Annotated in this window: 22 protein-coding genes; 1 reads left to right on the forward strand and 21 read right to left on the reverse strand. The window is 34.5% G+C overall.

Features of this window, described 5'->3' with window-relative positions; all coding sequences use genetic code 11:
- Positions 1-10: 10 nt before the first annotated feature.
- From PHC28_RS00240 to aspS, 17 genes are all read right to left on the reverse strand, one after another.
- Positions 11-1,453, reverse strand: coding sequence for a NuoM family protein (locus PHC28_RS00240; protein WP_300095208.1), 1,443 nt, complete (start codon positions 1,451-1,453; stop codon positions 11-13).
- Positions 1,454-1,456: 3 nt separating this feature from the next.
- A complete protein-coding gene (gene nuoL / locus PHC28_RS00245; RefSeq protein ID WP_300095211.1) occupies positions 1,457-3,346 on the reverse strand; it encodes an NADH-quinone oxidoreductase subunit L in 1,890 nt (629 codons plus the stop codon).
- 6 nt (positions 3,347-3,352) lie between these two features.
- Complete coding sequence (gene nuoK / locus PHC28_RS00250) at positions 3,353-3,673, reverse strand: NADH-quinone oxidoreductase subunit NuoK (protein WP_300095214.1); 321 nt, start codon at positions 3,671-3,673, stop codon at positions 3,353-3,355.
- 1 nt (position 3,674) lies between these two features.
- A complete protein-coding gene (locus PHC28_RS00255; RefSeq protein ID WP_300095217.1) occupies positions 3,675-4,214 on the reverse strand; it encodes an NADH-quinone oxidoreductase subunit J in 540 nt (179 codons plus the stop codon).
- Positions 4,214-4,759, reverse strand: coding sequence for an NADH-quinone oxidoreductase subunit I (locus PHC28_RS00260; protein WP_300095220.1), 546 nt, complete (start codon positions 4,757-4,759; stop codon positions 4,214-4,216). The genes PHC28_RS00255 and PHC28_RS00260 overlap by 1 nt, the downstream gene beginning before the upstream one ends.
- A gap of 108 nt (positions 4,760-4,867) precedes the next feature.
- A complete protein-coding gene (gene nuoH, locus PHC28_RS00265; protein ID WP_300095224.1) occupies positions 4,868-5,920 on the reverse strand; it encodes an NADH-quinone oxidoreductase subunit NuoH in 1,053 nt (350 codons plus the stop codon).
- A complete protein-coding gene (locus tag PHC28_RS00270) occupies positions 5,913-6,962 on the reverse strand; it encodes a 2Fe-2S iron-sulfur cluster-binding protein (RefSeq protein ID WP_300095227.1) in 1,050 nt (349 codons plus the stop codon). Before PHC28_RS00270 ends, nuoH begins: the two co-directional genes overlap by 8 nt.
- Positions 6,963-6,980: 18 nt before the next feature.
- Entirely contained in the window at positions 6,981-8,348 is a 1,368-nt protein-coding gene (gene nuoF, locus PHC28_RS00275) for an NADH-quinone oxidoreductase subunit NuoF (protein WP_300095231.1), read from the reverse strand.
- Position 8,349: 1 nt separating this feature from the next.
- Positions 8,350-8,880 (reverse strand): NAD(P)H-dependent oxidoreductase subunit E, encoded by a 531-nt coding sequence (locus PHC28_RS00280; RefSeq protein ID WP_300095236.1) that lies wholly within the window; start codon positions 8,878-8,880, stop codon positions 8,350-8,352.
- A gap of 50 nt (positions 8,881-8,930) precedes the next feature.
- A complete protein-coding gene (locus PHC28_RS00285; RefSeq protein WP_300095239.1) occupies positions 8,931-10,169 on the reverse strand; it encodes an NADH-quinone oxidoreductase subunit D in 1,239 nt (412 codons plus the stop codon).
- Positions 10,170-10,517 carry a HepT-like ribonuclease domain-containing protein gene (locus PHC28_RS00290; RefSeq protein ID WP_300095242.1) on the reverse strand — a complete coding sequence of 116 codons (348 nt, stop codon included), beginning with the start codon at positions 10,515-10,517 and terminating at the stop codon, positions 10,170-10,172.
- Positions 10,510-10,809, reverse strand: a complete 300-nt coding sequence (locus tag PHC28_RS00295) for a nucleotidyltransferase domain-containing protein (protein ID WP_300095245.1) — start codon at positions 10,807-10,809, stop codon at positions 10,510-10,512. Before PHC28_RS00295 ends, PHC28_RS00290 begins: the two co-directional genes overlap by 8 nt.
- Positions 10,810-10,820: 11 nt before the next feature.
- Entirely contained in the window at positions 10,821-11,348 is a 528-nt protein-coding gene (locus PHC28_RS00300) for an NADH-quinone oxidoreductase subunit C (RefSeq protein WP_300095248.1), read from the reverse strand.
- A 4-nt stretch (positions 11,349-11,352) separates the two neighbouring features.
- Positions 11,353-11,901, reverse strand: coding sequence for an NADH-quinone oxidoreductase subunit B (locus tag PHC28_RS00305; RefSeq protein WP_300095251.1), 549 nt, complete (start codon positions 11,899-11,901; stop codon positions 11,353-11,355).
- Between the two features lie 170 nt (positions 11,902-12,071).
- Positions 12,072-12,437, reverse strand: a complete 366-nt coding sequence (locus PHC28_RS00310; protein ID WP_300095254.1) for an NADH-quinone oxidoreductase subunit A — start codon at positions 12,435-12,437, stop codon at positions 12,072-12,074.
- Positions 12,438-12,659: 222 nt separating this feature from the next.
- Positions 12,660-12,854 carry a cold-shock protein gene (locus tag PHC28_RS00315; protein ID WP_007137066.1) on the reverse strand — a complete coding sequence of 65 codons (195 nt, stop codon included), beginning with the start codon at positions 12,852-12,854 and terminating at the stop codon, positions 12,660-12,662.
- A gap of 129 nt (positions 12,855-12,983) precedes the next feature.
- A complete protein-coding gene (gene aspS, locus PHC28_RS00320) occupies positions 12,984-14,732 on the reverse strand; it encodes an aspartate--tRNA ligase (protein WP_300095267.1) in 1,749 nt (582 codons plus the stop codon).
- Between the two features lie 145 nt (positions 14,733-14,877).
- Between aspS and PHC28_RS00325 the strand changes: the two genes are divergently transcribed.
- A complete protein-coding gene (locus PHC28_RS00325; protein ID WP_300095272.1) occupies positions 14,878-15,891 on the forward strand; it encodes a TlpA disulfide reductase family protein in 1,014 nt (337 codons plus the stop codon).
- Between the two features lie 250 nt (positions 15,892-16,141).
- Here PHC28_RS00325 and PHC28_RS00330 read toward each other — a convergent pair whose 3' ends face one another.
- The 4 genes from PHC28_RS00330 to PHC28_RS00345 all read right to left on the reverse strand — a co-directional run bounded on the left by PHC28_RS00330 (position 16,142) and on the right by PHC28_RS00345 (position 21,735).
- Complete coding sequence (locus PHC28_RS00330) at positions 16,142-17,266, reverse strand: ATP-binding protein (protein WP_300095275.1); 1,125 nt, start codon at positions 17,264-17,266, stop codon at positions 16,142-16,144.
- Positions 17,267-17,486: 220 nt separating this feature from the next.
- A complete protein-coding gene (locus PHC28_RS00335; protein WP_300095279.1) occupies positions 17,487-17,984 on the reverse strand; it encodes a hypothetical protein in 498 nt (165 codons plus the stop codon).
- Positions 17,985-18,177: 193 nt separating this feature from the next.
- Positions 18,178-21,348: an efflux RND transporter permease subunit gene (locus PHC28_RS00340; RefSeq protein ID WP_300095282.1), complete on the reverse strand. Its 3,171-nt coding sequence runs from the start codon at positions 21,346-21,348 to the stop codon at positions 18,178-18,180.
- A gap of 18 nt (positions 21,349-21,366) precedes the next feature.
- Positions 21,367-21,735, reverse strand: coding sequence for a hypothetical protein (locus tag PHC28_RS00345; RefSeq protein WP_300095285.1), 369 nt, complete (start codon positions 21,733-21,735; stop codon positions 21,367-21,369).
- Between the last annotated feature and the right edge of the window lie 67 nt (positions 21,736-21,802).

Below are 21,802 nucleotides of genomic sequence, written 5' to 3' on the forward strand. Positions count from 1 at the left end.
TTTATTTGACTTAGTTAAATCTGTTTACTTGAGTTAAAATATTTTCTAGACTTGGTGTAATCAAGTCCATAATTGGTTTTGGATATAATCCAAAAAAGAATAAAACGGCAATGATAAGAACCAAAGACAATCCTTCGTTGAAAGTCACATCATTGAAAACTTTAGCATTGGTTTCACCCAACATTACGTGTTGAAACATTCTCAACATATAGTAAGCTCCTAAAATGATGGTTGTTCCACCAAGGAGTGCAAACCAAATATTCACTTGAGAAAGGCTAAATAAAACGGTAAATTCTCCAACAAAGTTGAATGTTGATGGCAAAGCAACCGACGCTAACACCAAAATCATAAACATTGAAGTTAATTTTGGAGATTGTGCACGAATGCCTCCCATTTCGGAAATTTTTCTTGTTTCGTATCTTCTAAAAATGATTTCGGCAACAAGAAACAAACCGACAATAACAAATCCGTGTGCTATCATTTGTAAAACCGCTCCACGCAATCCGTCAAGAGTTAAAGTATAGGAACCTGCAGCTATTAACCCGACGTGTGCCAAGGAAGAATAAGCTAGTAATTTTTTTAAATCTTTTTGTCTTAAAGCCAAGATTGAACCATAGATTACACCTACAAGTCCAAGACCAATAGAAAGTGTCATCAATTCTTTTGCAGCAATGGGTGCAATAGGTAATTGCCAACGAATAACGCTGTACAATCCCATTTTTAACATAATTCCCGAAAGTAACATTGTACCTACGGTTGGTGCTTTTTGATACACTTTTGCTTGCCAAGTATGAAATGGAATCAATGGTATTTTGATGGCATAAGCCAAGAAGAAAGCCAAGAAAATCCAGAATTGTTCTTTCGAACTTAAGTTTGCTTTTACTAAATCGTTAATTAATAAGCTTCCCGCTTTTTGGTATAAATAAATAAAAGCAACTAGCATAAACAAGGAACCAGCAAGTGTGTAAATAAAGAATTTCACCACCGCTTTTTTGCGTTCTTCTGCATCACCATTACCCCAAACCAAAGCGATGAAGTAAATAGGAATCAATGATAACTCCCAAAAAATATAGTATAAAAGTCCATCAGAAGCCAAGAAAGTTCCTGACATTGCAAAAGTCATAAACAAGATTAATGCGTAAAAAGCTTTTGAGTTTTTATAATTATTACCAAAAGAAGAATAGATGATAATTGGTGTCAAAGCAGTTGTAAGCAAAAGCATCGCTAGTGAAAGTCCGTCTGCATGTAAGGCGAAATAAATTTTTGGTTTAGAAATCCAAGGTAATATAAAGTCAATTTCGTTTCCTAAATTGTATTGGCTTAATAAACAAATTGATCCGAAAAATGCAGTTAATCCAAAAAGTAAAGCCACTTTTGGAGCCCATTTATCGCCCGAAAAATATGTAGCAAACGCTCCAACAAGTAGTATGATTAATAGTGTAGTTACATCCATTATTTAAAAATTATTTTGATAGTAGAAATAGGTTAATATGGCACAAACTCCTATAACAAAGGCGAAAAGATAAAAACCAATACTTCCGTTTTGTAATTTTTTCCCTTGGAAAGCCAATTCGTTGGTTGCTTTTCCTAATCCAAAAACCATTGCAGATAAAGTTGTCTCGACAGTATCTCTGAAGAAATTAGACAAGAAATTAACTGGTTTTACAAAAATAGCATCATAAATTTCGTCAACATAATATTTGTTATACAAAACTTTGGTTAAGCCAGTGATTTCGGCATCTTCGTTCGGAATTACACTGTTTTTAATGTATTTCATACGAGCATATAGTATTCCAGCAATCGCACCAACAGTAGCAATTGCCATCAAGGTATATTCGGTAGTTCCTAATGAATGTTCTTCGTGAACAACTTTCGAAAATAGGGGCGATAAATAATTATTCAACCAAGTGTTTCCTGGAAAATTAATCAAACCTCCTACGAAAGATAAAATGGCAAGAACAATTAAAGGCAAAGTAATTAAACTTGGACTTTCGTGTAAATGGTGTTCTTGTTCTGAAGTTCCCCTAAAGCTTTTGAAAAATGTTAAATACATTAATCTAAACATATAAAACGCTGTCATTATCGATGCTACAGAACCAATTACCCATAAAGTTGGGTTTTGGTGAAAAGCTGTCATTAATATTTCGTCTTTCGACCAAAATCCTGCCAACGGAAAAATTCCAGAAATCGCTAACGAAGCAATCATCATTGTCCAAAAAGTGATAGGCATTGCTTTTTTCAAACCACCCATTTTTCGCATATCTTGTTCGCCACCCAAACCGTGAATTACAGATCCTGAACCTAAGAACAAACAAGCTTTGAAGAAAGCGTGTGTAATTACGTGGAAAACAGCAACTCCATAAGCGCCCAAACCTAAAGCCAAAAACATTAATCCCAGTTGTGAAACAGTAGAATAAGCCAAAACTTTTTTGATGTCTGTTTGTGTCAATGCTATTGTTGCAGCAACTAATGAAGTTACAGCACCAATAATTGCTATAATATTTTGAACACTTGGAGCCATATCAAACAAGAAATTTAATCTTGTAATCATAAATATACCAGCTGTAACCATCGTAGCTGCGTGAATCAATGCAGAAACTGGAGTTGGTCCAGCCATTGCATCAGGCAACCAAGTATACAAAGGAATTTGCGCCGATTTTCCGGAAGCTCCAATAAATAAAGCCAAAGCAGCAAGCGCAATCCAAAAATCATTTACATCACTTGCAGTAGTAATTATGCTTTTTAAACTTGTAAAATCTAATGTATTGAATAAAGAACCTACAATGAATATTCCGATTAAAAATCCTAAATCACCAATTCTATTCATAATGAAAGCTTTTTTAGCAGCATCATTAAAAGCTTGGTTTTTGTACCAAAAACCAATTAATAAATAGGAGCAAAGACCAACGCCTTCCCAACCTATAAACATCACTAGTAAATTACTTCCAATTACCAAGGTAATCATAAAGAATATGAACAGATTTAAATAAGCAAAAAAGGAATGCATCTTCTCATCGTCGTGCATATAACTTATCGAGTACAAATGAATCAACGCCCCGATTCCTGTAACGAACAACAACCAAATTAATGACAATTGGTCTAATAAGAAACCAAAATTGATTTTGAATCTTTGTATCGAAATCCATTCAAACAAATTGATTTGAATAGCTTCTTTTGTTTGGTTTATTTGCAAGAAAAAATAAATTGTAACCGCAAATGAAACTACGACAGAAAGTGTTCCCACAATTCCTACAATGCTTTTACCCGCTTTTTTACCCAGGAAAACATTGAACAAAAATCCTAAGAAAGGAGAAAGTAATAAGACTAAAATTAAACTTGTATCCATTGAAAATTATCCTTTTAAATTTTTTAAATTCCCTACGTCTATCGTTCCCAAATTTCTGAATACGGAAACTAGAATTGCCAATCCAACGGCAACTTCTGCGGCAGCTACAGCCATCGAGAAAAACACAAAAACTTGTCCTTGGGCATCTTGATGATAGGTTGAAAAAGCCACAAACAAAAGATTCACAGCATTCAACATTATTTCTATTGACATAAATACGATAATGGCATTTCGTCTATACAAAACTCCAAAAACGCCAATACAAAAAAGTATTACGCTAAGGAATATATAGTTTTCGATCCCAATTTGATTTAGAATATTTTCCATTTTATTTCTCGTTATTTTCTTTTTTAGACAATAAAACCGCTCCAATCATTGCAACTAAAAGTAATATAGATGCAAATTCAAAAGGCACCATATATTCATTCAGCAGCACTTTACCCAATATTTTTATAGATTGGTAATCTTCGCCAGTTATCACATATTCTCCAACAATTGGTTTAGAATTTATAAAAATGGCGATTAAAATTAGTGACATTAAGCAAAACAAAACAATTGCTCCCAATCGTGTAACTCTAGGTTTATGCATTTCATTTTCCTTGTTCAAATTCATCAACATTATTGTAAATACAATCAGAATCATAATCGCTCCCGTGTAAACAATGAAATTGACTATCGCTAAAAATTGCGCATTCAAAAGCAAATAATGTCCTGTGATTGAGGTAAAACAGATTACTAAATAAATAGCGCTGTGCATTGGGTTTTTGCTGTAAATCGTTAAAAAAGCTGTCGCTAATGTGATAACAGACAACACAAAAAATATAATTTGTATGGGTGTTGCATTGGCGATATCAGGAATGTGTATCATTAGTTGGCGTTGTTAAGTTGTGCATTTTTCATTGCGATATCTAATGGCATTACTAGTTTATCTTTCCCGAAAATAAAATCTTCTCTATTATAACTTGCAGGAACTAATTCTTTTGAAATTGTTAGATAAATTGCATCTTTCGGGCAAGCTTCTTCACACAATCCACAAAAGATGCAGCGCAACATATTGATTTCATATATCTCCGCATATTTTTCTTCTCGGTACAAATGTTTCTCGTCGGCTTTACGCTCTGCAGCTTTCATTGTTATGGCTTCGGCAGGGCAAGATAAAGCACACAAACCACAAGCAGTACAGTTTTCACGACCTTGTTCGTCACGTTTCAACATATGTCGACCGCGATAAACAGGACTCATAGTACGAACCTGTTCTGGAAATTGAATGGTTGCTTTTTTTCTAAAAAAGTGTTTTATAGTAATCCATAGACCTTTGAAAATGGCTATGAGATACAGTCGTTCGAAAAAAGTCATCTCTTTATTTGAGACTACCTTTTTTCTTCCGGAAAGTGATATTTCTTGTATTGACATTTTTTATTTTTTTTGAAGCTTTATCCTGCTATCCACTTGTATCTTTTGTTCTGAACCCCAGAACAAAAGGATACCGTTTCTATCAGGGCTAGGGCATTTGTATTTTAATTAAAATCCTAAATAAGCCATTATTTCTACTCTCAAAAGAACAATTCCTGTAATTATGATATTAAAAATCGAAAGAGGGATTAAAATTCTCCAACCCAAATGCATCAATTGATCGTATCTAAATCTTGGAATAGTCCATCGAACCCACATATAAAAGAATATAAATCCACATAATTTTATAAATAGAGCCGTAATTCCTAATACGTTCGCGATGTTTACACCCCAATTTTCAACAACCCAACTCATTCCAGGATAATTGTATCCTCCAAAGAATAAAACTGCCAAAATTGTTGATGAAATAAACATATTAGCATATTCAGCAAATAAGTAAAAACCCATTTTCATTGATGAATATTCAGTGTGATAACCTCCAATTAATTCCGTTTCGCATTCCGCTAAATCAAAAGGCGTTCTGTTTGTTTCTGCAAAAGCACAAATCAAGAATATTAAAAAAGATAGGGGTTGGTAAAAAACATTCCAATTCATTCCAGATTGTTGAATCGAAATTTCTTTTAAACTTAAAGTCCCAGTCATCATTAATAAAGCCACAACCGATAATCCCATAGCGACTTCATAAGAAACCATTTGAGAAGCGGCACGAATTGCTCCAAGTAATGAAAATTTATTATTCGATGCCCATCCTCCAATCATAATTCCATAAACTCCCACTGAAACCACTCCGAAAATGTACAAAACAGCAACATTGATATCCGTAGCTTGTAGTAAAATATCTCTTCCGAAAAGGTGAAATCTGTCTCCCCAAGGAATTACCGCACTGGTCATCAAAGCCGTTCCCATTGCAATTCCAGGGCCGACTAAGAATAAAAATTTATTAGGAGTGTTTGGAGAAAATTCTTCTTTGGCAAATAATTTTAAACCATCCGCAAGTGGTTGAAATAATCCAAAAGGGCCTGCTCTGTTTGGTCCAACTCTGTCTTGTAGAAAAGCAGCAACTTTTCTTTCTGCCCAAGTCGAATACATTGCCATTACCATTGTTATGGCAAACACAACAAGGATTACAACACTTTTTTCTATAACAAATGTACTATCCATTTTTGTTTGAATTTAATGGGTTACCGTCTATTTTTTCGTTGTAATCAATCTCAGACATACTTATTTTTTTTCGGTCTTCATCTCTTCCCAAAAGAATAGTTCTTTCAGTATCAATTTCAACAGACTCTAATTTTCCAAAGTGTTTATTTTGGTTGATAACCGAATCTTTTTCAAATTCTCTTGGTCCTTCAATTACCCAGTCGTTTACATCTTTGTGATCAAAACGACAACTGTTGCAAATGAATTCTTCAATTTCGTGGAATTCGTCTTTTCTGCCTGTAACTCTTTGTATTTCGTCACCAAACATCCAAACCGTAGTTTTTCCGGAGCAAGTTGGACAATCTCTGTGTGCATCATAAGGCTTGTTGAACCAAACTCTCGATTTGAATCGGAAAGTTTTGTCAGTCAAAGCTCCAACAGGACACACATCAATCATATTTCCTGAAAATTCATTGTCAATCGCGTGCGAAACACAAGTCGAAATATTCGAATGATCACCTCTGTCCATAACTCCGTGTACTCGGTTGTCTGTTATTTGGTCGGCAACCATCACACAACGGTAGCAAAGGATACAACGATTCATATGCAATTGAATATTTGGACCAATATTTTCTGGTTCAAATGTTCTTTTTTCTTCAATATAGCGGCTTTCAGATTTTCCGTGCTCGTAACTTAAATTCTGCAAATCACATTCTCCCGCTTGGTCACAAACTGGACAATCCAAAGGGTGATTAATCAACAAAAATTCAGTCACTGATTTTCTTGCTTCTTGCACTCTTGTTGAAGATTTGCTGGCAATTTCCATTCCGTCTTGGCAACCTGTTACGCATGATGCCATCAATTTTGGCATTGGTCTTGGGTCGGCTTCGCTACCTTTAGTTATGTCAACCAAACAACAACGACATTTTCCGCCGCTTCCTTTTAGTTTAGAATGGTAGCACATGGCTGGCGGAACTACTTCTCCTCCAATCATTCTGGCTGCTTGCAGGATGGTTGTTCCTGGTTCTACCTCAATCGCTTGACCGTCTATGGTTACTTTCATTGTAGTAAATTCTTGTCTTTATACTGTTAATTTAGAAACTAAATGCTTTACACTTTCAAAAGGTTCCGCAACAAAATGGTCTCTATTTTTTATTTTTTCTGGGAAACGAATATGGTATTCAAATTCATCTCTAAAGTGACGAATCGCCGCTGCCACTGGCCAAGCTGCCGCATCGCCCAAAGGACATATCGTGTTTCCTTCAATTTTGCTTTGAATGCTCAAAAGCAAATCGATGTCTTCTTCACGACCGTGACCGTTTTCAATTCTGTGCAATACTTTTTCCATCCATCCAGTTCCTTCACGGCAAGGCGAACATTGACCGCAAGATTCGTGGTGATAAAAACGAGAAAAATTCCAAGTATTTCGAACGATGCAAGAAGTGTCGTTATAAACGATAAATCCTCCTGAACCCAACATCGAACCCGTTGCAAAACCACCGTCGCTCAAACTTTCGTAAGTCATCAAGCGGTCTTCGTTATTGGCTGTTTTGTAAATTAAATTAGCTGGTAAAACAGGAACTGATGATCCGCCGGGAACGAAGGCTTTCAAAGGTCTGTCAGAACTCATTCCTCCCAAATATTCATCAGAATTCATAAATTCGTAAACACTCAATCCCAATTCAATTTCATAAACTCCTGGATTTTTGATATGCCCTGATGCAGAAATTAATTTGGTTCCTGTAGATCTTCCCAAACCTATTTTAGCATAATCAGCACCTGAATTATTTACAATCCAAGGCACAGCTGAAATAGTTTCGACATTGTTCACAACTGTTGGGTTTGCCCAAAGTCCTGAAACTGCTGGAAATGGTGGTTTGATACGAGGATTACCTCTTTTTCCTTCCAATGATTCGATTAAAGCGGTTTCTTCTCCACAAATGTAGGCTCCGGCTCCACAATGAACATATACTTCTAAGTCGTATCCGGTTCCTAATATGTTTTTTCCTAACCAACCTGCGGCTTTAGCTTCGTTGATGGCTTTTTCTAAAATTTTGTAAACCCACATATATTCGCCACGAATATAGATGTAAGATAGATTGGCACCCAAAGCAAAACTCGAAGTAATCATTCCTTCAATCAATAAATGAGGAATGTGTTCCATCAAATATCGGTCTTTGAAAGTTCCTGGCTCTGATTCGTCGGCATTACAAACTAAATGTCTTGGTTTTCCTGATTTTTTGTCAATAAAACTCCATTTCATTCCTGCTGGAAATCCCGCTCCACCACGACCGCGCAATCCAGAAGTTTTTACTTCTTCGACAACTTCGTCAGGTGTTAGTGTTTTTAAGGCTTTTTCCACAGAAGTATAACCACCGTTTTGGCGATACACTTCATAGGTTTTGATTCCCGGAATATTTACTTTGTCTAATAATATTTTTTGTGACATATTATTTATCGTGTAACGTAATTTTGTTATCTCTACAATCAGCAATAATCTGATCTACTTTTTCTTTGGTTAATTTTTCTTTATAAAAATCACCTAACTGCATCATCGGAGCATAACCACAAGCACCTAAACATTCTACTCCAGCAATAGTAAACATTCCGTCAGCTGTGGTTTCGCCCATTTTTATTCCCAGTTTTTCAGAAGTATAATCCATTAAATCTTCGGCACCGTTCAAACAACAAGGGGAAGTTCTGCAAAATTCGAACATATATTTCCCGATAGGTTTTTGGTTGAACATCGTGTAGAATGAAACAACTTCATAAACTTCGATAGGTTTAATTTGAAGTATTTCGGCCACTTTGTTCATTAATTCAAAACTCAACCAGTTGTCGTGAGCATCTTGAACTTCGTGCAAAATTGGCAATAAAGCTGATTTTTTCTTGCCTTCTGGGTAATGACTGATTAACTCATTGATGCGGTTCATCAATGGTTCAGTTATGTTTATTTCTTGTTTGTATTGTGTTCTTTCCATTTTTCTTTTAAATCTGAAATCTAAAATCGTTAATCAACAATCTGAAATCTTTAAGCGTCTAATTCTCCGGCAATAACATTTAAACTTGACAAAATGACAATCGCATCCGAAAGCATTGCGCCTTTTATCATTTCGGCATACGCTTGGTAATAAATAAAACAAGGTCTGCGAAAGTGCAGTCTGTAAGGGGTTCTGCTTCCATCGGTAACCAAATAAAAACCTACTTCTCCGTTTCCACCTTCTACTGAATGATATACTTCGGCAACTGGAACAGGAATTTCTCCCATTACAATTTTGAAATGGTAAATCAACGATTCCATATCGTGATACACATCTTCTTTTGGAGGCAAATAATATTCAGGAACATCAGCGTGAAATTCATTTCCTTCTGGCATTTTGTCTAATGCTTGACGAATAATGCTCAAACTTTCCCAAACTTCAGCATTACGAACACAAAAACGATCGTAAGTATCGCCTGATTTTCCAACAGGAACTATAAAATCAAAATCTTCATAAGAAGAATAAGGATGAGCCACGCGAACGTCATAATCAATACCGGCAGCGCGTAAATTTGGACCTGTAAATCCATAAGCCATTGCTTTTTCGGCTGAAATAGGACCTACATTTACCGTTCTGTCAATAAAAATTCTGTTTCTTTCGAACAAGTTTTCAAATTCTTTCCAAGCAACTGGGAAATCTTTCAAAAACACATCTAATTTACGGAAGGCTTCTGGAGACCAATCTCTTTCGAAACCGCCTAATCTTCCCATATTTGTTGTTAAACGAGCACCACAAATTTCTTCGTAGATTTCGTAAATTTTCTCTCTAAATTGAAAAACGTATAAGAAACCAGTGTAAGCTCCAGTATCAACACCAAGAATAGAATTACAAATCAGATGGTCTGAAATTCTAGCCAATTCCATCACAATAACTCTCAAATATTGGGCTCTTTTTGGAACTTCAATATTCAACAATTTTTCTACAGTCATCCACCAACCCATATTGTTTATAGGTGATGAACAATAATTCATTCGATCAGTAAGAGGGGTGATTTGGTAAAAAGGACGATTTTCGGCAATTTTCTCGAAAGCCCTGTGTATGTAACCAATAGTTGGTTCAGCTTCGAGAATTTTTTCTCCATCCATCAATAATACGTTTTGAAAAATACCGTGTGTAGCTGGATGTGTAGGGCCTAAATTCAGAATAGAAAGCTCGCTTCCGTCTTCATTATGGCGCTCTTTAATTATTTTAGCATATCGATGCTCGGGTGGTAATAATAGTTCTGACATTTATAATGTTGAATTATTTATTTTTGATTCTATTTCGTTTTTTAAATTTGGAATATGATTAATGACGATGCTCCAAATGTTTTCGTCAGAAATATTGTCATAAGCGTGAATAATTTGATTTCGTAATCCTATAATTCTTCGGGCATTCACTATAGAAAATTCAGGATTTTCCTTTAAAATTCTATTTACTGCTTCGCCAATAATTTCTAAATTTCTTTCAATTCCTCTTTTTAGTAAAATATTCTTCGAATAATTAGAGAAAGTCTTTTCTTCATTCAATAAAAATGAGTCAATTTCATCAATTGCTAATTTTATATCATATAAAAATTTTAAAATTTTCTCATCCATATATTAATTGTTTTTCTCTGTCAACAATTTTTCTAAAAATGGGATTTTTAATCGCTTGATTTTCTACTAAATCTACTGGTCTATTAAAAAGGCTTTCTACACTTTCTTTAAAGTCCATATAATTATCAAAATAATCTTTTAAATCAATGTTAGAAAATTGTATCAACATATCTATATCACTATTCTTGTTGAATTTTTCTGTTAGAATTGAACCAAACAAATGCAATTGCTTTACGTGATGTTGCACGCAAAGAGCATTTAATTTTTGTTGGTTGTCCTCTATTAATTTCATTGTTTCTATAACTATTTATTATCTTTTTGAGGCGTTCTTCCAAAGAAACGGTCATCTTTATCTGTTCTTCCTCCGTCTTCTAACGGAAATTCTTTTCGCATTGGAAAAGAAACCATTTCATCCATATTCAAAATTCGTTTTAACTGTGGATGACCAATGAAATTAATTCCGTAAAAATCATAAGTTTCTCTTTCCATCCAATTAGAACAAGGAAAGATATTGGAAACTGATTTTAATTCTGGTTTTTCACGATTAAGGAATGTCTTAACTTTTATGCGTTTATTTTCATACCAATTATGCATATGGTAAACTACAGCAAATTGTCTTTCGACTATGTTGTCAGGGTAATGAATGCCACATAAATCAGTCAAGAAATGAAAACGAAGTGTAGGGTCATTTTTTAAGAAAAGAATTACTGCAGTTATTTTGTCGGCAGTAACTTCTAACGAGAATATGTCTTTTTCTTGATTGAAATTAAAAACACTTTCACCAAAGGTTTCTACTAATTTATCTTGAATTTGTGTTGTTTCTAAAGTCATTTTCTTATTTGATATTATAAGATGCCAATAATTCCTGATATTCTGGAGAACTTCTTCTTCTTACTGATTCGTTTTTCACTAATTCTTGCAATTGCATTACGCCATCAACAATTTGTTCGGGTCTTGGAGGACAGCCAGGGACGTAAACGTCAACTGGAATTACTTTATCTATTCCTTGTAAAACAGAATAAGTGTCGAAAACCCCACCTGATGAAGCACAAGCACCAACAGCGATTACCCAACGTGGTTCAGCCATTTGTTCGTATACTTGGCGTAAAATTGGTCCCATTTTTTTTGAAATAGTTCCCATTACTAATAACATATCTGCTTGACGAGGAGAAAAACTCACACGTTCAGAGCCAAATCTGGCCAAATCATAATGCGAAGCCATAGTTGCCATAAATTCAATTCCGCAACAAGAAGTTGCAAAAGGCAATGGCCAAAGCGAATTGGCACGAGCTAATCCCACAACATCATTCAGTTTTGTAGCAAAGAAACCTTCGCCAACAACGCCTTCTGGAGGGGCAACCATTGTTATATTTGAATCACTCATTTTAATTTCAGATTTCAGATTTCAGATTTCAGATTCTTGTGAATCTTAAAAAGTGAAGTCAATTTTTAAAAAAAAATCAATATCTTAATTTGAGAAATTTATGTTCTAAATCTAAAATTCTAAATTTATGTTCTAAATCTAAAATCTAAAATCTAAAATCTAAAATTTCTTTATTCCCATTCCAATGCTTTCTTTTTGATGATGTAGAAAAATCCCACCAACAATAAAAGCATAAAAATTACCATTTTTACCATTCCTTCTATTCCTAATTCCTTAAAATTGATTGCCCAAGGATAAAGAAAAATTACCTCTACGTCAAATAAGACGAAAAGAATAGCAACTAAAAAATATTTTACCGAGAAAGGAATTCGGGCATTTCCTACAGATTCAATTCCACATTCGAAGTTTTGATCTTTTATTTTTGAGGATCTTTTAGGACCTAATTTTCCTGATATTATTATAATTCCTGCCACAAAAGCAACAACTAAAAGCAATTGCATTAATATTGGAAAAAAATCTAATTGACTTGATTGCATAATGATAATTTTGTTTTACTCTAAATAAGGCACAAAGATAGGTTTCAAGGATTTAAAACACAAGTTTAATGCAAAATTTAGTTTGTAGAAAAAGCAGAATTATTTCTTAATTATGAATTGAATTTTTTGAAGCAGATTTGCTTTGTGTTTTTTTATTTAAACGCAAAAAAGCGTTCCGAAATAAATCGAAACGCCTTAAACATTCGTAAGCAAAAATTTTACTTAGATAACTGCTACTTTCGCAGCAACTTTTCCTTTTCTTCCTTCTTCTTCTTCATAGCTAACTCTATCACCTTCACGAAGTTCTTCCGCGTTGATTCCTGAAGCATGAACAAAAATGTCTTTTCCTGTTTCTTCGTCTGTAATGAATCCGTAACCTTTTGATTCATTGAAAAATTTAACTGTACCTGTACGCATTGTAATTGTAATAATAATTTATAATGCAGCAAATGTAATATATAATATAATACGAAAGATATTTTATATTAAAATTTATTAAAATATATGAAATTCAACTATTTACAATGCATATTCATTAACAAAAGGCTATAAGTCCAATTTAATATGTAATTCATTCAATTGCAATTCATCAATTATTGATGGAGCATCAATCATAACGTCTCTTCCTGAGTTATTTTTTGGAAAGGCAATAAAATCACGAATGGTTTCTTGGCCTCCTAAAATGGATACTAATCTATCCAATCCAAAGGCTAAACCTCCGTGCGGTGGTGCTCCATATTGAAATGCGTTCATCAAGAATCCAAATTGATCTTCAGCTTGCTCTGGCGTAAATCCTAAATATTTAAACATCAATTGCTGTGTAGTTTTATCGTGAATACGGATAGAACCACCACCAATTTCGTTGCCATTCAAAACCATATCATAAGCATTAGCACGAACTTTTCCCGGATTGGTTTCTAATAAGTGCATATCTTCTGGTTTTGGCGAAGTAAATGGGTGATGCATCGCGTGATAACGTCCGGTTTCTTCTTCAAATTCCAATAATGGAAAATCAACAACCCAAAGCGGAGCGAATTCTGTAGATTTTCTTAACCCCAAACGATTGGCTAATTCCATTCTTAAAGCAGAAAGTTGCGTGCGAGTTTTGTCGGCTGGACCTGAAAGTACAAAAATCATATTGCCAGGTTTCGCCTCAGTGGCTTTTGCCCAATTTTTTAAATCTTCTTGGTCATAAAACTTGTCTACCGATGATTTGAAAGTGCCATCTTCGTTGCATTTTACATAAACCATTCCGCTGGCGCCAATTTGTGGACGTTTGATCCAATCAATCAAACCGTCAATTTCTTTACGTGTATATTCGCTTGCTCCTGGAGCAGCAATTCCTACGACTAATTCCGCCGAGTTGAAAACTGAAAAATCTTTATTTTGTGCTACTTCGTTTAATTCGCCAAATTCCATTCCGAAACGAATGTCTGGTTTGTCATTCCCGTAGGTTTTCATCGCATAATCGTAGGTAATTCTTGGGAATTTTTCTACTTCAATTCCTTTTATTTCTTTCAATAAATGACGTGTCAATCCTTCGAAAACATTCAAAATATCTTCTTGCTCAACAAAAGCCATTTCGCAATCGATTTGTGTGAATTCTGGTTGACGATCGGCACGTAAATCTTCGTCGCGAAAACATTTCACGATTTGAAAATACTTATCCATTCCGCCCACCATCAACAATTGTTTGAATGTTTGTGGCGATTGTGGTAAAGCATAAAATTGTCCTTCATTCATTCGAGAAGGAACAACAAAATCTCTCGCACCTTCTGGAGTTGACTTGATTAAATAAGGAGTTTCTACTTCGCAAAAATCTAAATCAGATAAATATTTACGCACTTCCATTGCTACTTTATGGCGAAAAAGAAGGTTGTTTTTTACTGGATTTCTACGAATGTCTAGATAACGATATTTCATTCTGATATCTTCTCCACCATCGGTTTCGTCTTCGATAGTGAAAGGAGGTGTTATTGAGGAATTTAGTATTTTAAGTTCTGTAACTAGAATTTCGATGTCGCCAGTTGACATATTGGCGTTTTTGGCTTCACGCTCAATAACAGTTCCTTTGGCTTGAATTACAAATTCACGTCCCAAGGTTTTTGCTAGTTCAAAAACGTTTTTATTGGAACGACTTTCGTCGAAAATTAATTGAGTAACTCCGTAACGGTCACGCAAATCGACCCAATTCATAAATCCTTTGTCTCTTGATTTTTGAACCCAACCGGCAAGTGTAACTTCGGTATTGATGTGTGAGGCGTTTAATTCGCCACAGTTATGACTTCTATACATAATCTAAATTTTAGAATGCAAAAGTAAAAACAAAAAACAACTTAATCTCTAAATCGGTAAAACTTCGTTTAAATTATTGTTAATCTTAATTAACCTTTAAAAAATTGAAGTAGATTTGGACAACAAAATTTTAAACTTAATTCTTATGAAAAAATTATTCTTAATTGCAATTGCTTTAATTATTAGCTTGAGTACTAACGCTCAAGAAAAAAAACAAATGACATTTCAGGCTGAAATTGCAAATAGATCAGGTGATTTTATTACTTTTTTTGATAGCAAAAACAAGGAAATAAAAAAAATACAAGTTAATAAAGAGGGCATTTTTAAAGACACAATGAATGTTGCAACGGGCAGATATGTTTTTTCTGACGGCAATGAATTTACCATTGTTTATCTAAAAAACGGCTTCGATTTAAAATTAAAAATGGATGCTAAAATGTTTGATGAATCTATTGTTTATACAGGAAAAGGAGCTGTCGAAAATAATTTCTTAGCCCAAAATTCTTTAATTGAAGAGCAAACTAATATGGAAACTTTGCTTGCCTCAACTGAAGCGGATTTTCTTGAAGGATTAAATAAGAAAAAAGCCGATGATTTGAAACGTTTAGAGAACAAAAAATTAGATCCTGTTTTTGTAAATCTTCAAAAGAAAAATATTGATGATAATTACAATAATATCGTGAAATATTACAAACAAAATTATCAAGCAAATTTAGCTAAAAGCAAAATGAATAACACGATGTCGCCATTATTTGATTATGAAAATCAGAAAGGAGGCAGTACAAAACTCGAAGATTTAAAAGGGAAATATGTTTATATTGATGTTTGGGCAACTTGGTGTGGTCCTTGTCGTGCTGAAATTCCTGCATTGAAAAAAGTTGAAGAAAAATACCAAGGTAAAAACATAGAGTTTGTGAGCATTTCTGTTGACGTTGCAAAAGACCACGATAAATGGAAAACGTTTGTTAGCGAAAAACAATTAGGAGGCATACAATTATTTGCCGACAAAGATTGGAATTCCGACTTTATGAAAAGCTATGGAGTAACAAGCATTCCTAGATTTATTTTGATTGATCCTAGCGGAAAAGTTTTGAAATCTGATGCAGCAAGACCCTCGGATCCTGAGCTGCAAAAAGTATTAGATTCACTTGTGAATTAGTTGTAAGACAAATAGGGGCAAAGGTTATTATTGCTTTATTTTTTGATTGAAATAGTGAATTTCTTTGTCAAATATTTTTTTTGTAAAAATAAATTTTATAAATTTACTACATACAAAGACGCTCCAATTTACAGAAATTAGAGAACTGATTTAGAAAATAAATGGCTCTTTCTGTGTGTTAAATCAATACTGTTGCGTCTATAAAAAAATCGGCTGTCGTAAATTTTTGCAACAGCCGATTTTGATTTTATTACAACAAGAAATCTTCATAAGTATCTGGCGTAACTATTTTTGAGGTTACATTGTCATAGTTTGTCGAAAATGTTGCTGGAATTTTACATTTGGCTTTTACATTCCATTTAATTTCACAAGCCAAAATTTGGTCTGCGTTTTTTTCAATATAATCTATTTCCTGTTGTTGTGTTGTTCTCCAAAAAAAGGATTCTGCTTTATGTTGCTTTATATTCAAGTGTTTGATGCGTTCACTTATGATATAGTTTTCCCATAAACTGCCAATATCAGTTCTTTGAGCCAAAGGATTGAAATTTCCCGTAACCGCATTGATAATTCCATTGTCATAAAAATAGATTTTTTTGCCTTTTTTAATCTCATTTCGCACATTGCTCGATAAAGCCGGAAGCTTAAAAATCACAAATGCTTTTTCGAGAAGATCGATATATTTTTCAACGGTTTTGTTGTCTATTTGAATGAGTTTGCTCAATTCACTATAATTGACCTCGCTGCCCACTTGAAGTGCCAATGCTTTGACAATTTTTTGAAGCAAAACTGGCTTTGAAATTTGCTCCAGCAGAAACAAATCTTTATACAAATAACTGTTGGCAATCAATTTTATGTGTTCTTTGGCATCTATTTGATTGGTAATTATTTCTGGATAATTGCCAAAGATAAGGCGTTGTTCTAAAGCTCTTTTTTCTTCCAATAAACCATTGTGAGCCACCATTTCGCCAAATGCAATTGGGAATAAATACATTTCATATTTTCTTCCTGTCAATGGTTCGTTCAATTTGTTAGCCAGTTCAAAACTTGAAGAGCCAGTTGCAATAACTTGCACAGATTTAATCTGATCCACAATGATTTTGAGAACAATCCCAATGTTTGCAATGCGTTGCGCTTCGTCAATGACGAGAATTTCGTTATCGCCAATGATGTTTTTTAGTTTACTAACGTTTGGATTTTCAAATAAAACCAGCACATCCGATTCGTCTCCGTTCAGGAAAAGTGTTTTTTTGTTTAGGTCGGCGATTAAATTCTGGACAAAAGTAGTTTTCCCCACTTGTCTTGGGCCAAAAACCAGCAGTGCTTTTCCTTTGAATAACCGTGCTTTAGCGTAGGCAGTTTGTTCTCTTCGTATCATACAAAGTTGTATTTATGAGAACACAAAAGTAATTTAATTTTGGCAAAATCCAAAATTATTATGGTTTTTTTGGATTTGATTCCAAAATTATTATGGTTTTTTTGGATTTGATTCCAAAATGATTATGTTTTTTTGTTGTTTGCTCTCGATTGTGGGTACGGAAAGGATTTCTGAGCTAGCGTTTATGAAGAGATTTATTTGAATTTGAGAGGTTTTGATCTTAATTTCCATTACTGAAACTATATTCATCGCCACCGTCTTTCGTGCAAGGAATGAAAAAAGTTTTAGGTAAGCCGTTAGCAAGATTAATAAATCTTGTTTTTCTAAGATTGCAGTCTTCTGAATTTTCTAAATAAAGTAATTTATTTTCTTGTAAAGTATCGGGTAAACTTTCTGGCATACCAACATAATATTCTCCAACATATCTATTTTTCATATCGTAGATTTTAATTTTACTAGTACCGTGACACATATCATTACTAGTGCTGAAAACAAAAAAAGAAGTCAAAACCTTATATAGTTTTCTTTGATTGGTGCGAACGACTCCTAAGTATTTAATTCTAGTTTTATTACAACCTTTTTTACCTGTTAAATCATATAAGTATGCTTTTCCAATAATATTTTCTTTCAAAGCGAGTTGCTCTAATTTTTGAAGTTTGATATATTCGGAAGATGCTTTATCAATAATGGTAAATGAACTTAGGATTAATAAGCACATAATCAATAATATTATTTTACGATTCATTTTCATAAACGTGAGTATACTCATAGATTTTAAAGTCGCCATTCTTTCCCTCAAATATAACCATTCCCTTCCTACAAAAACAAAAAACCACCCAAAATCAAATTTCAGGTGGTTTGTTTGCAATTTTTAGAATAGTCTCTTTTTTAGAGTGTAATTCTAATTTTTTTTAATGTTTGTGTTTTGGGTTAAAACCGTCCACTAATTTTTGGTGTTTGTATTCGGAGGTCATCAATTTGGCATAATCTATTTTTTTGTCTTTGCCTAAACGTACTCTGATGCTGTCAAAAATAGCATACACCACAGGCACTACAATCAAGGTAAGAAAAAGAGAAGACATCAGACCTCCGATAACTACCCAAGCTAATCCATTGTTCATTTCGGCTGCAGCTCCTTTGGCTAAAGCGATAGGAATCATACCAATAACCATCGCAATTGTCGTCATCAAAATAGGGCGAAGACGAGCGTGGTTTGCTTGAACTAGCGCATCGTATGTGCTTTCTCCTGCTTCTTTCCTGTGGTTGGCAAAGTCAACCAGCAAAATAGCATTCTTACACACTAAACCAATTAACATAATAATACCCAAGATGGTAAAAATATTTAATGAGTTGTTTGTCAAAGCCAAGGCTAACAAGGCTCCAATGAATGATAATGGAATAGAAAACAATACTATAAACGGCGTCACAAAGTCATCATACAAAGCTACCATTACAAGATAAACCAAGATAATTGCTGCCAATAATGCAATTCCTAAAGTACCAAAACCTTCAGTTTGGTTTTCCATATCACCACCCCAAACATAATTTACACCAGCCGGTCTATCTATTTTTGAGAAAACAGCTTCCCAATCGCTTGCCACAGTTCCTGACGGACGACCTACAGTTTGTGCTTCTATCGATACAGCGGTACTTTTGTCTCTTCGCTCTAACATACTTGGACCAGAACTTTCGATAACATCGGCAAATTGTGATAATTTAATTTGTTGACCAACATTGTTTATGAAAATTAAATCGTTTACATCTTTAGCATTCGATCGATCGTATTCGTTGAAACGGATGTTAATGTCGTATTCGTATTCTCCTGCACGGAATTTACCATCAGTATTTCCGCTGAAAGCAGTTTGCATTGTTACCCCTACGGTTTGTAGTGTCAATCCTAAAGCGGCCATTTTATCACGGTTGACCACGACTTTAATCTCTGGATTTCCTGCTTCGGAAGTTAGTTTAACTTCTGATGATCCTGGTGTTTTTTTCAAATCAGCTGCCGCTTTGGTTGCAAAAGACATTACATCTTCAAAATTGGGTCCTGTAACGGTTAATTTAATTGGGGCTTGGTCAGCACCCAATAATCCCATTGGAACGGTTTTTACTTTGGCCCCAACCAAAACTTTTTCTAATTGGCGTTTCATTTTTGCAGCAAAAATAAAAGAGTTGTCCTCTCGTTTCGATTTATCGACCAACAAAACATCTATTTCCGATTTGTATGCTGTGGATTGTGTTGCACCTAATCCTTCGCTGGTTTGCCCAACGGTGGTAATCAAATCGACAACATTTTTATCGCTTCGTAAGTATTCTTCAGCTTTTTGAGTCATAAAATTAGTTTGCTCTATCGAAGCATCTTTGGGCATTTCGATTTGTACCAAGAATTCTCCTTTATCTGTTTTAGCAAAGAACTCTCCACCTATAAAGCCACCACCAACTAATCCCATTGTTGAGGCTAAGAAAAGTACAAGCACTATGGCTAAAGTACTTTTTTTATGTTCTAAAGACCATTTTAAAATATCGGTTATTCTGTGAGTGAAGATGTCTAAATAAGATTCGAAGCCTAAAATAACTCTACCGAAAAAGGTCTTTTTGGTGATGTGTTCTAATTTCCCATAACGAGAGAATAACCAAGGAACAATGGTGAATGAAGCCAATAGAGAGAACAAGGTAGCGATAATCACCGTTACACAGAATTGCGTGATAATATTAGAAACAAGTCCAGTACTCATTGCGATTGGAAGGAATACTACGATGATAACCAAAGTAATTGCCATTACGGTAAAACCAATTTCGGCGGCACCATCATAAGCAGCGCGCACTTTGTTTTTACCCATTTCCATATGTCGGTGAATATTTTCTAGTACTACAATTGCATCATCTACGAGGATTCCTACTACTAATGAAAGTCCTAATAAACTCATTAAGTTTAGTGTGTAACCCATTAAATAAATTCCGATGAAAGTAGCTATAAGTGAAGCTGGAATCGAAACCATTACAATAACCGCATTACGAATACTGTGTAGGAAGAACAACATTACAAAGGCAACCAAGATAATAGCGATAAATAAATCGTGCATAACCGAATCGGCAGCTGTCAAGGTAAATTCACTACTATCGTTGGCTACTGCTAATTTCAAGTTCGATTTGGCATAATCTTTCTCTACTTGTGCAATGGCAATTTTTACTTTTGCACTTACTGCAACCGCATTAGCATCTGATTGTTTGATAACTTGAAGAATGATGGAGCTTTTTTGATTTACTCTCGCAATTTTCTCTACATCTTTTTGTGCATCTTGAACATCAGCAATGTCACCTAAACGAATTTGAACACCATTATTGGAAGAAATAACCAAATTGCGCATTTCTTCTACCGATTTGTATTTTCCAGACAAACGAATTTGAGTTTTGTTTTCTCTAGTCTTAATATTTCCTGTTGGAAAATCAAGATTAGAACCTAAAATGGCTTGTTGAACCTGAGGAACAGAAAGCAAGTATCCTTGTAGTTTTTTTGAATCTAAACTTACCTTGATTTCTCTTTCTTGACCACCCACAAGGTTTACTTGTGCAACACCGGGAACACGTGATAATATAGGCTGGATTTTTTTGTCTAATAAATCATAGAAGGCAACTTCATCCATTTTTCCAGTAGCTCCAATTGTCATAATTGGCAAGTCGCTTAGCGAGAATTTGCTCAAGGATGGCGGATCGACATCTTCAGGCAGATCTTTTAATACCGCATTTATTTTTCGTTGAGCATCATTCAAGGCGTAATCGGCATCTGCTTCAGTCGTTAAGGTAATCATTACAACCGAAAGACTTTCGTAGGATTTTGATTCAATTTTCTTGATGTTTTCCATTGTGGAAATAGCATCTTCGATTTTTTTGGTTACTGTATTTTCAACCTCTCCTGGCGAAGCTCCTGGATATACGGTTGAAACTGTAACTACATTTACTTCAAATTTTGGAATTAATTCGTAGCTCAGTTGTTTGTAACTGAACAGACCACCCAATAGTAAAATTGTAAATAATACTATAACTATTGATGGTCGTTTTATGGATATATCGACTATTTTCATTTGTTGTCTTTAAGGGAATTATTTAACGATATTTATTTTGGTCTTCTCGCTCAAATTGATTTGTCCGCTTGTAACGACTATATCGCCATCATTTAAGCCGTCTAGAATTTCTACTTTATCACCCAAGATTCTTCCAGAAACAATTTTTTTCAAAGTAGCTACATTGTTGTTTACCACAAATACTTGGTTGCTACTCACACTACCCACGAAAGCCGTTCTTGGTATTGTTTTAACTTCTGCTTGTTTTGCAGCATTGGCTCCAAAAGTGGCTGTTCCATACATTCCTGCTTTGATGTCATTATTGGGATTGTTGTCCACTTCAATTTCTATCGGAAAATTTAATGTTTGATCTGCTTTAGACGCAATAAATGTAATTTTACCTGTCAATTATTTATCTGGAAATACGCTTGCTGAAATAATTACAATGTTTCCTAATTTTAGACTATCTACTTTA

It is taken from the genome of Flavobacterium sp., from assembly GCF_028712645.1.
Taxonomy (GTDB): Bacteria; Bacteroidota; Bacteroidia; order Flavobacteriales; family Flavobacteriaceae; genus Flavobacterium.

Coding starts and splice junctions, on each gene's coding strand:
- aspS (WP_300095267.1), bottom strand. CDS start 14,732: ATGTATAGAAGTCATAACTGTGGCGAATTAAACGCCTCACACATCAAT.
- PHC28_RS00285 (WP_300095239.1), bottom strand. CDS start 10,169: ATGTCAGAACTATTATTACCACCCGAGCATCGATATGCTAAAATAATT.
- PHC28_RS00305 (WP_300095251.1), bottom strand. CDS start 11,901: ATGAGTGATTCAAATATAACAATGGTTGCCCCTCCAGAAGGCGTTGTT.
- PHC28_RS00255 (WP_300095217.1), bottom strand. CDS start 4,214: ATGATACACATTCCTGATATCGCCAATGCAACACCCATACAAATTATA.
- PHC28_RS00315 (WP_007137066.1), bottom strand. CDS start 12,854: ATGCGTACAGGTACAGTTAAATTTTTCAATGAATCAAAAGGTTACGGA.
- PHC28_RS00340 (WP_300095282.1), bottom strand. CDS start 21,348: ATGAAAATAGTCGATATATCCATAAAACGACCATCAATAGTTATAGTA.
- PHC28_RS00325 (WP_300095272.1), top strand. CDS start 14,878: ATGAAAAAATTATTCTTAATTGCAATTGCTTTAATTATTAGCTTGAGT.
- PHC28_RS00240 (WP_300095208.1), bottom strand. CDS start 1,453: ATGGATGTAACTACACTATTAATCATACTACTTGTTGGAGCGTTTGCT.
- PHC28_RS00310 (WP_300095254.1), bottom strand. CDS start 12,437: ATGCAATCAAGTCAATTAGATTTTTTTCCAATATTAATGCAATTGCTT.
- PHC28_RS00270 (WP_300095227.1), bottom strand. CDS start 6,962: ATGAAAGTAACCATAGACGGTCAAGCGATTGAGGTAGAACCAGGAACA.
- nuoH (WP_300095224.1), bottom strand. CDS start 5,920: ATGGATAGTACATTTGTTATAGAAAAAAGTGTTGTAATCCTTGTTGTG.
- PHC28_RS00335 (WP_300095279.1), bottom strand. CDS start 17,984: ATGTGCTTATTAATCCTAAGTTCATTTACCATTATTGATAAAGCATCT.
- PHC28_RS00280 (WP_300095236.1), bottom strand. CDS start 8,880: ATGGAAAGAACACAATACAAACAAGAAATAAACATAACTGAACCATTG.
- PHC28_RS00330 (WP_300095275.1), bottom strand. CDS start 17,266: ATGATACGAAGAGAACAAACTGCCTACGCTAAAGCACGGTTATTCAAA.
- PHC28_RS00295 (WP_300095245.1), bottom strand. CDS start 10,809: ATGAAATTAATAGAGGACAACCAACAAAAATTAAATGCTCTTTGCGTG.
- PHC28_RS00300 (WP_300095248.1), bottom strand. CDS start 11,348: ATGACTTTAGAAACAACACAAATTCAAGATAAATTAGTAGAAACCTTT.
- nuoF (WP_300095231.1), bottom strand. CDS start 8,348: ATGTCACAAAAAATATTATTAGACAAAGTAAATATTCCGGGAATCAAA.
- PHC28_RS00290 (WP_300095242.1), bottom strand. CDS start 10,517: ATGGATGAGAAAATTTTAAAATTTTTATATGATATAAAATTAGCAATT.
- nuoL (WP_300095211.1), bottom strand. CDS start 3,346: ATGGATACAAGTTTAATTTTAGTCTTATTACTTTCTCCTTTCTTAGGA.
- PHC28_RS00260 (WP_300095220.1), bottom strand. CDS start 4,759: ATGTCAATACAAGAAATATCACTTTCCGGAAGAAAAAAGGTAGTCTCA.
- nuoK (WP_300095214.1), bottom strand. CDS start 3,673: ATGGAAAATATTCTAAATCAAATTGGGATCGAAAACTATATATTCCTT.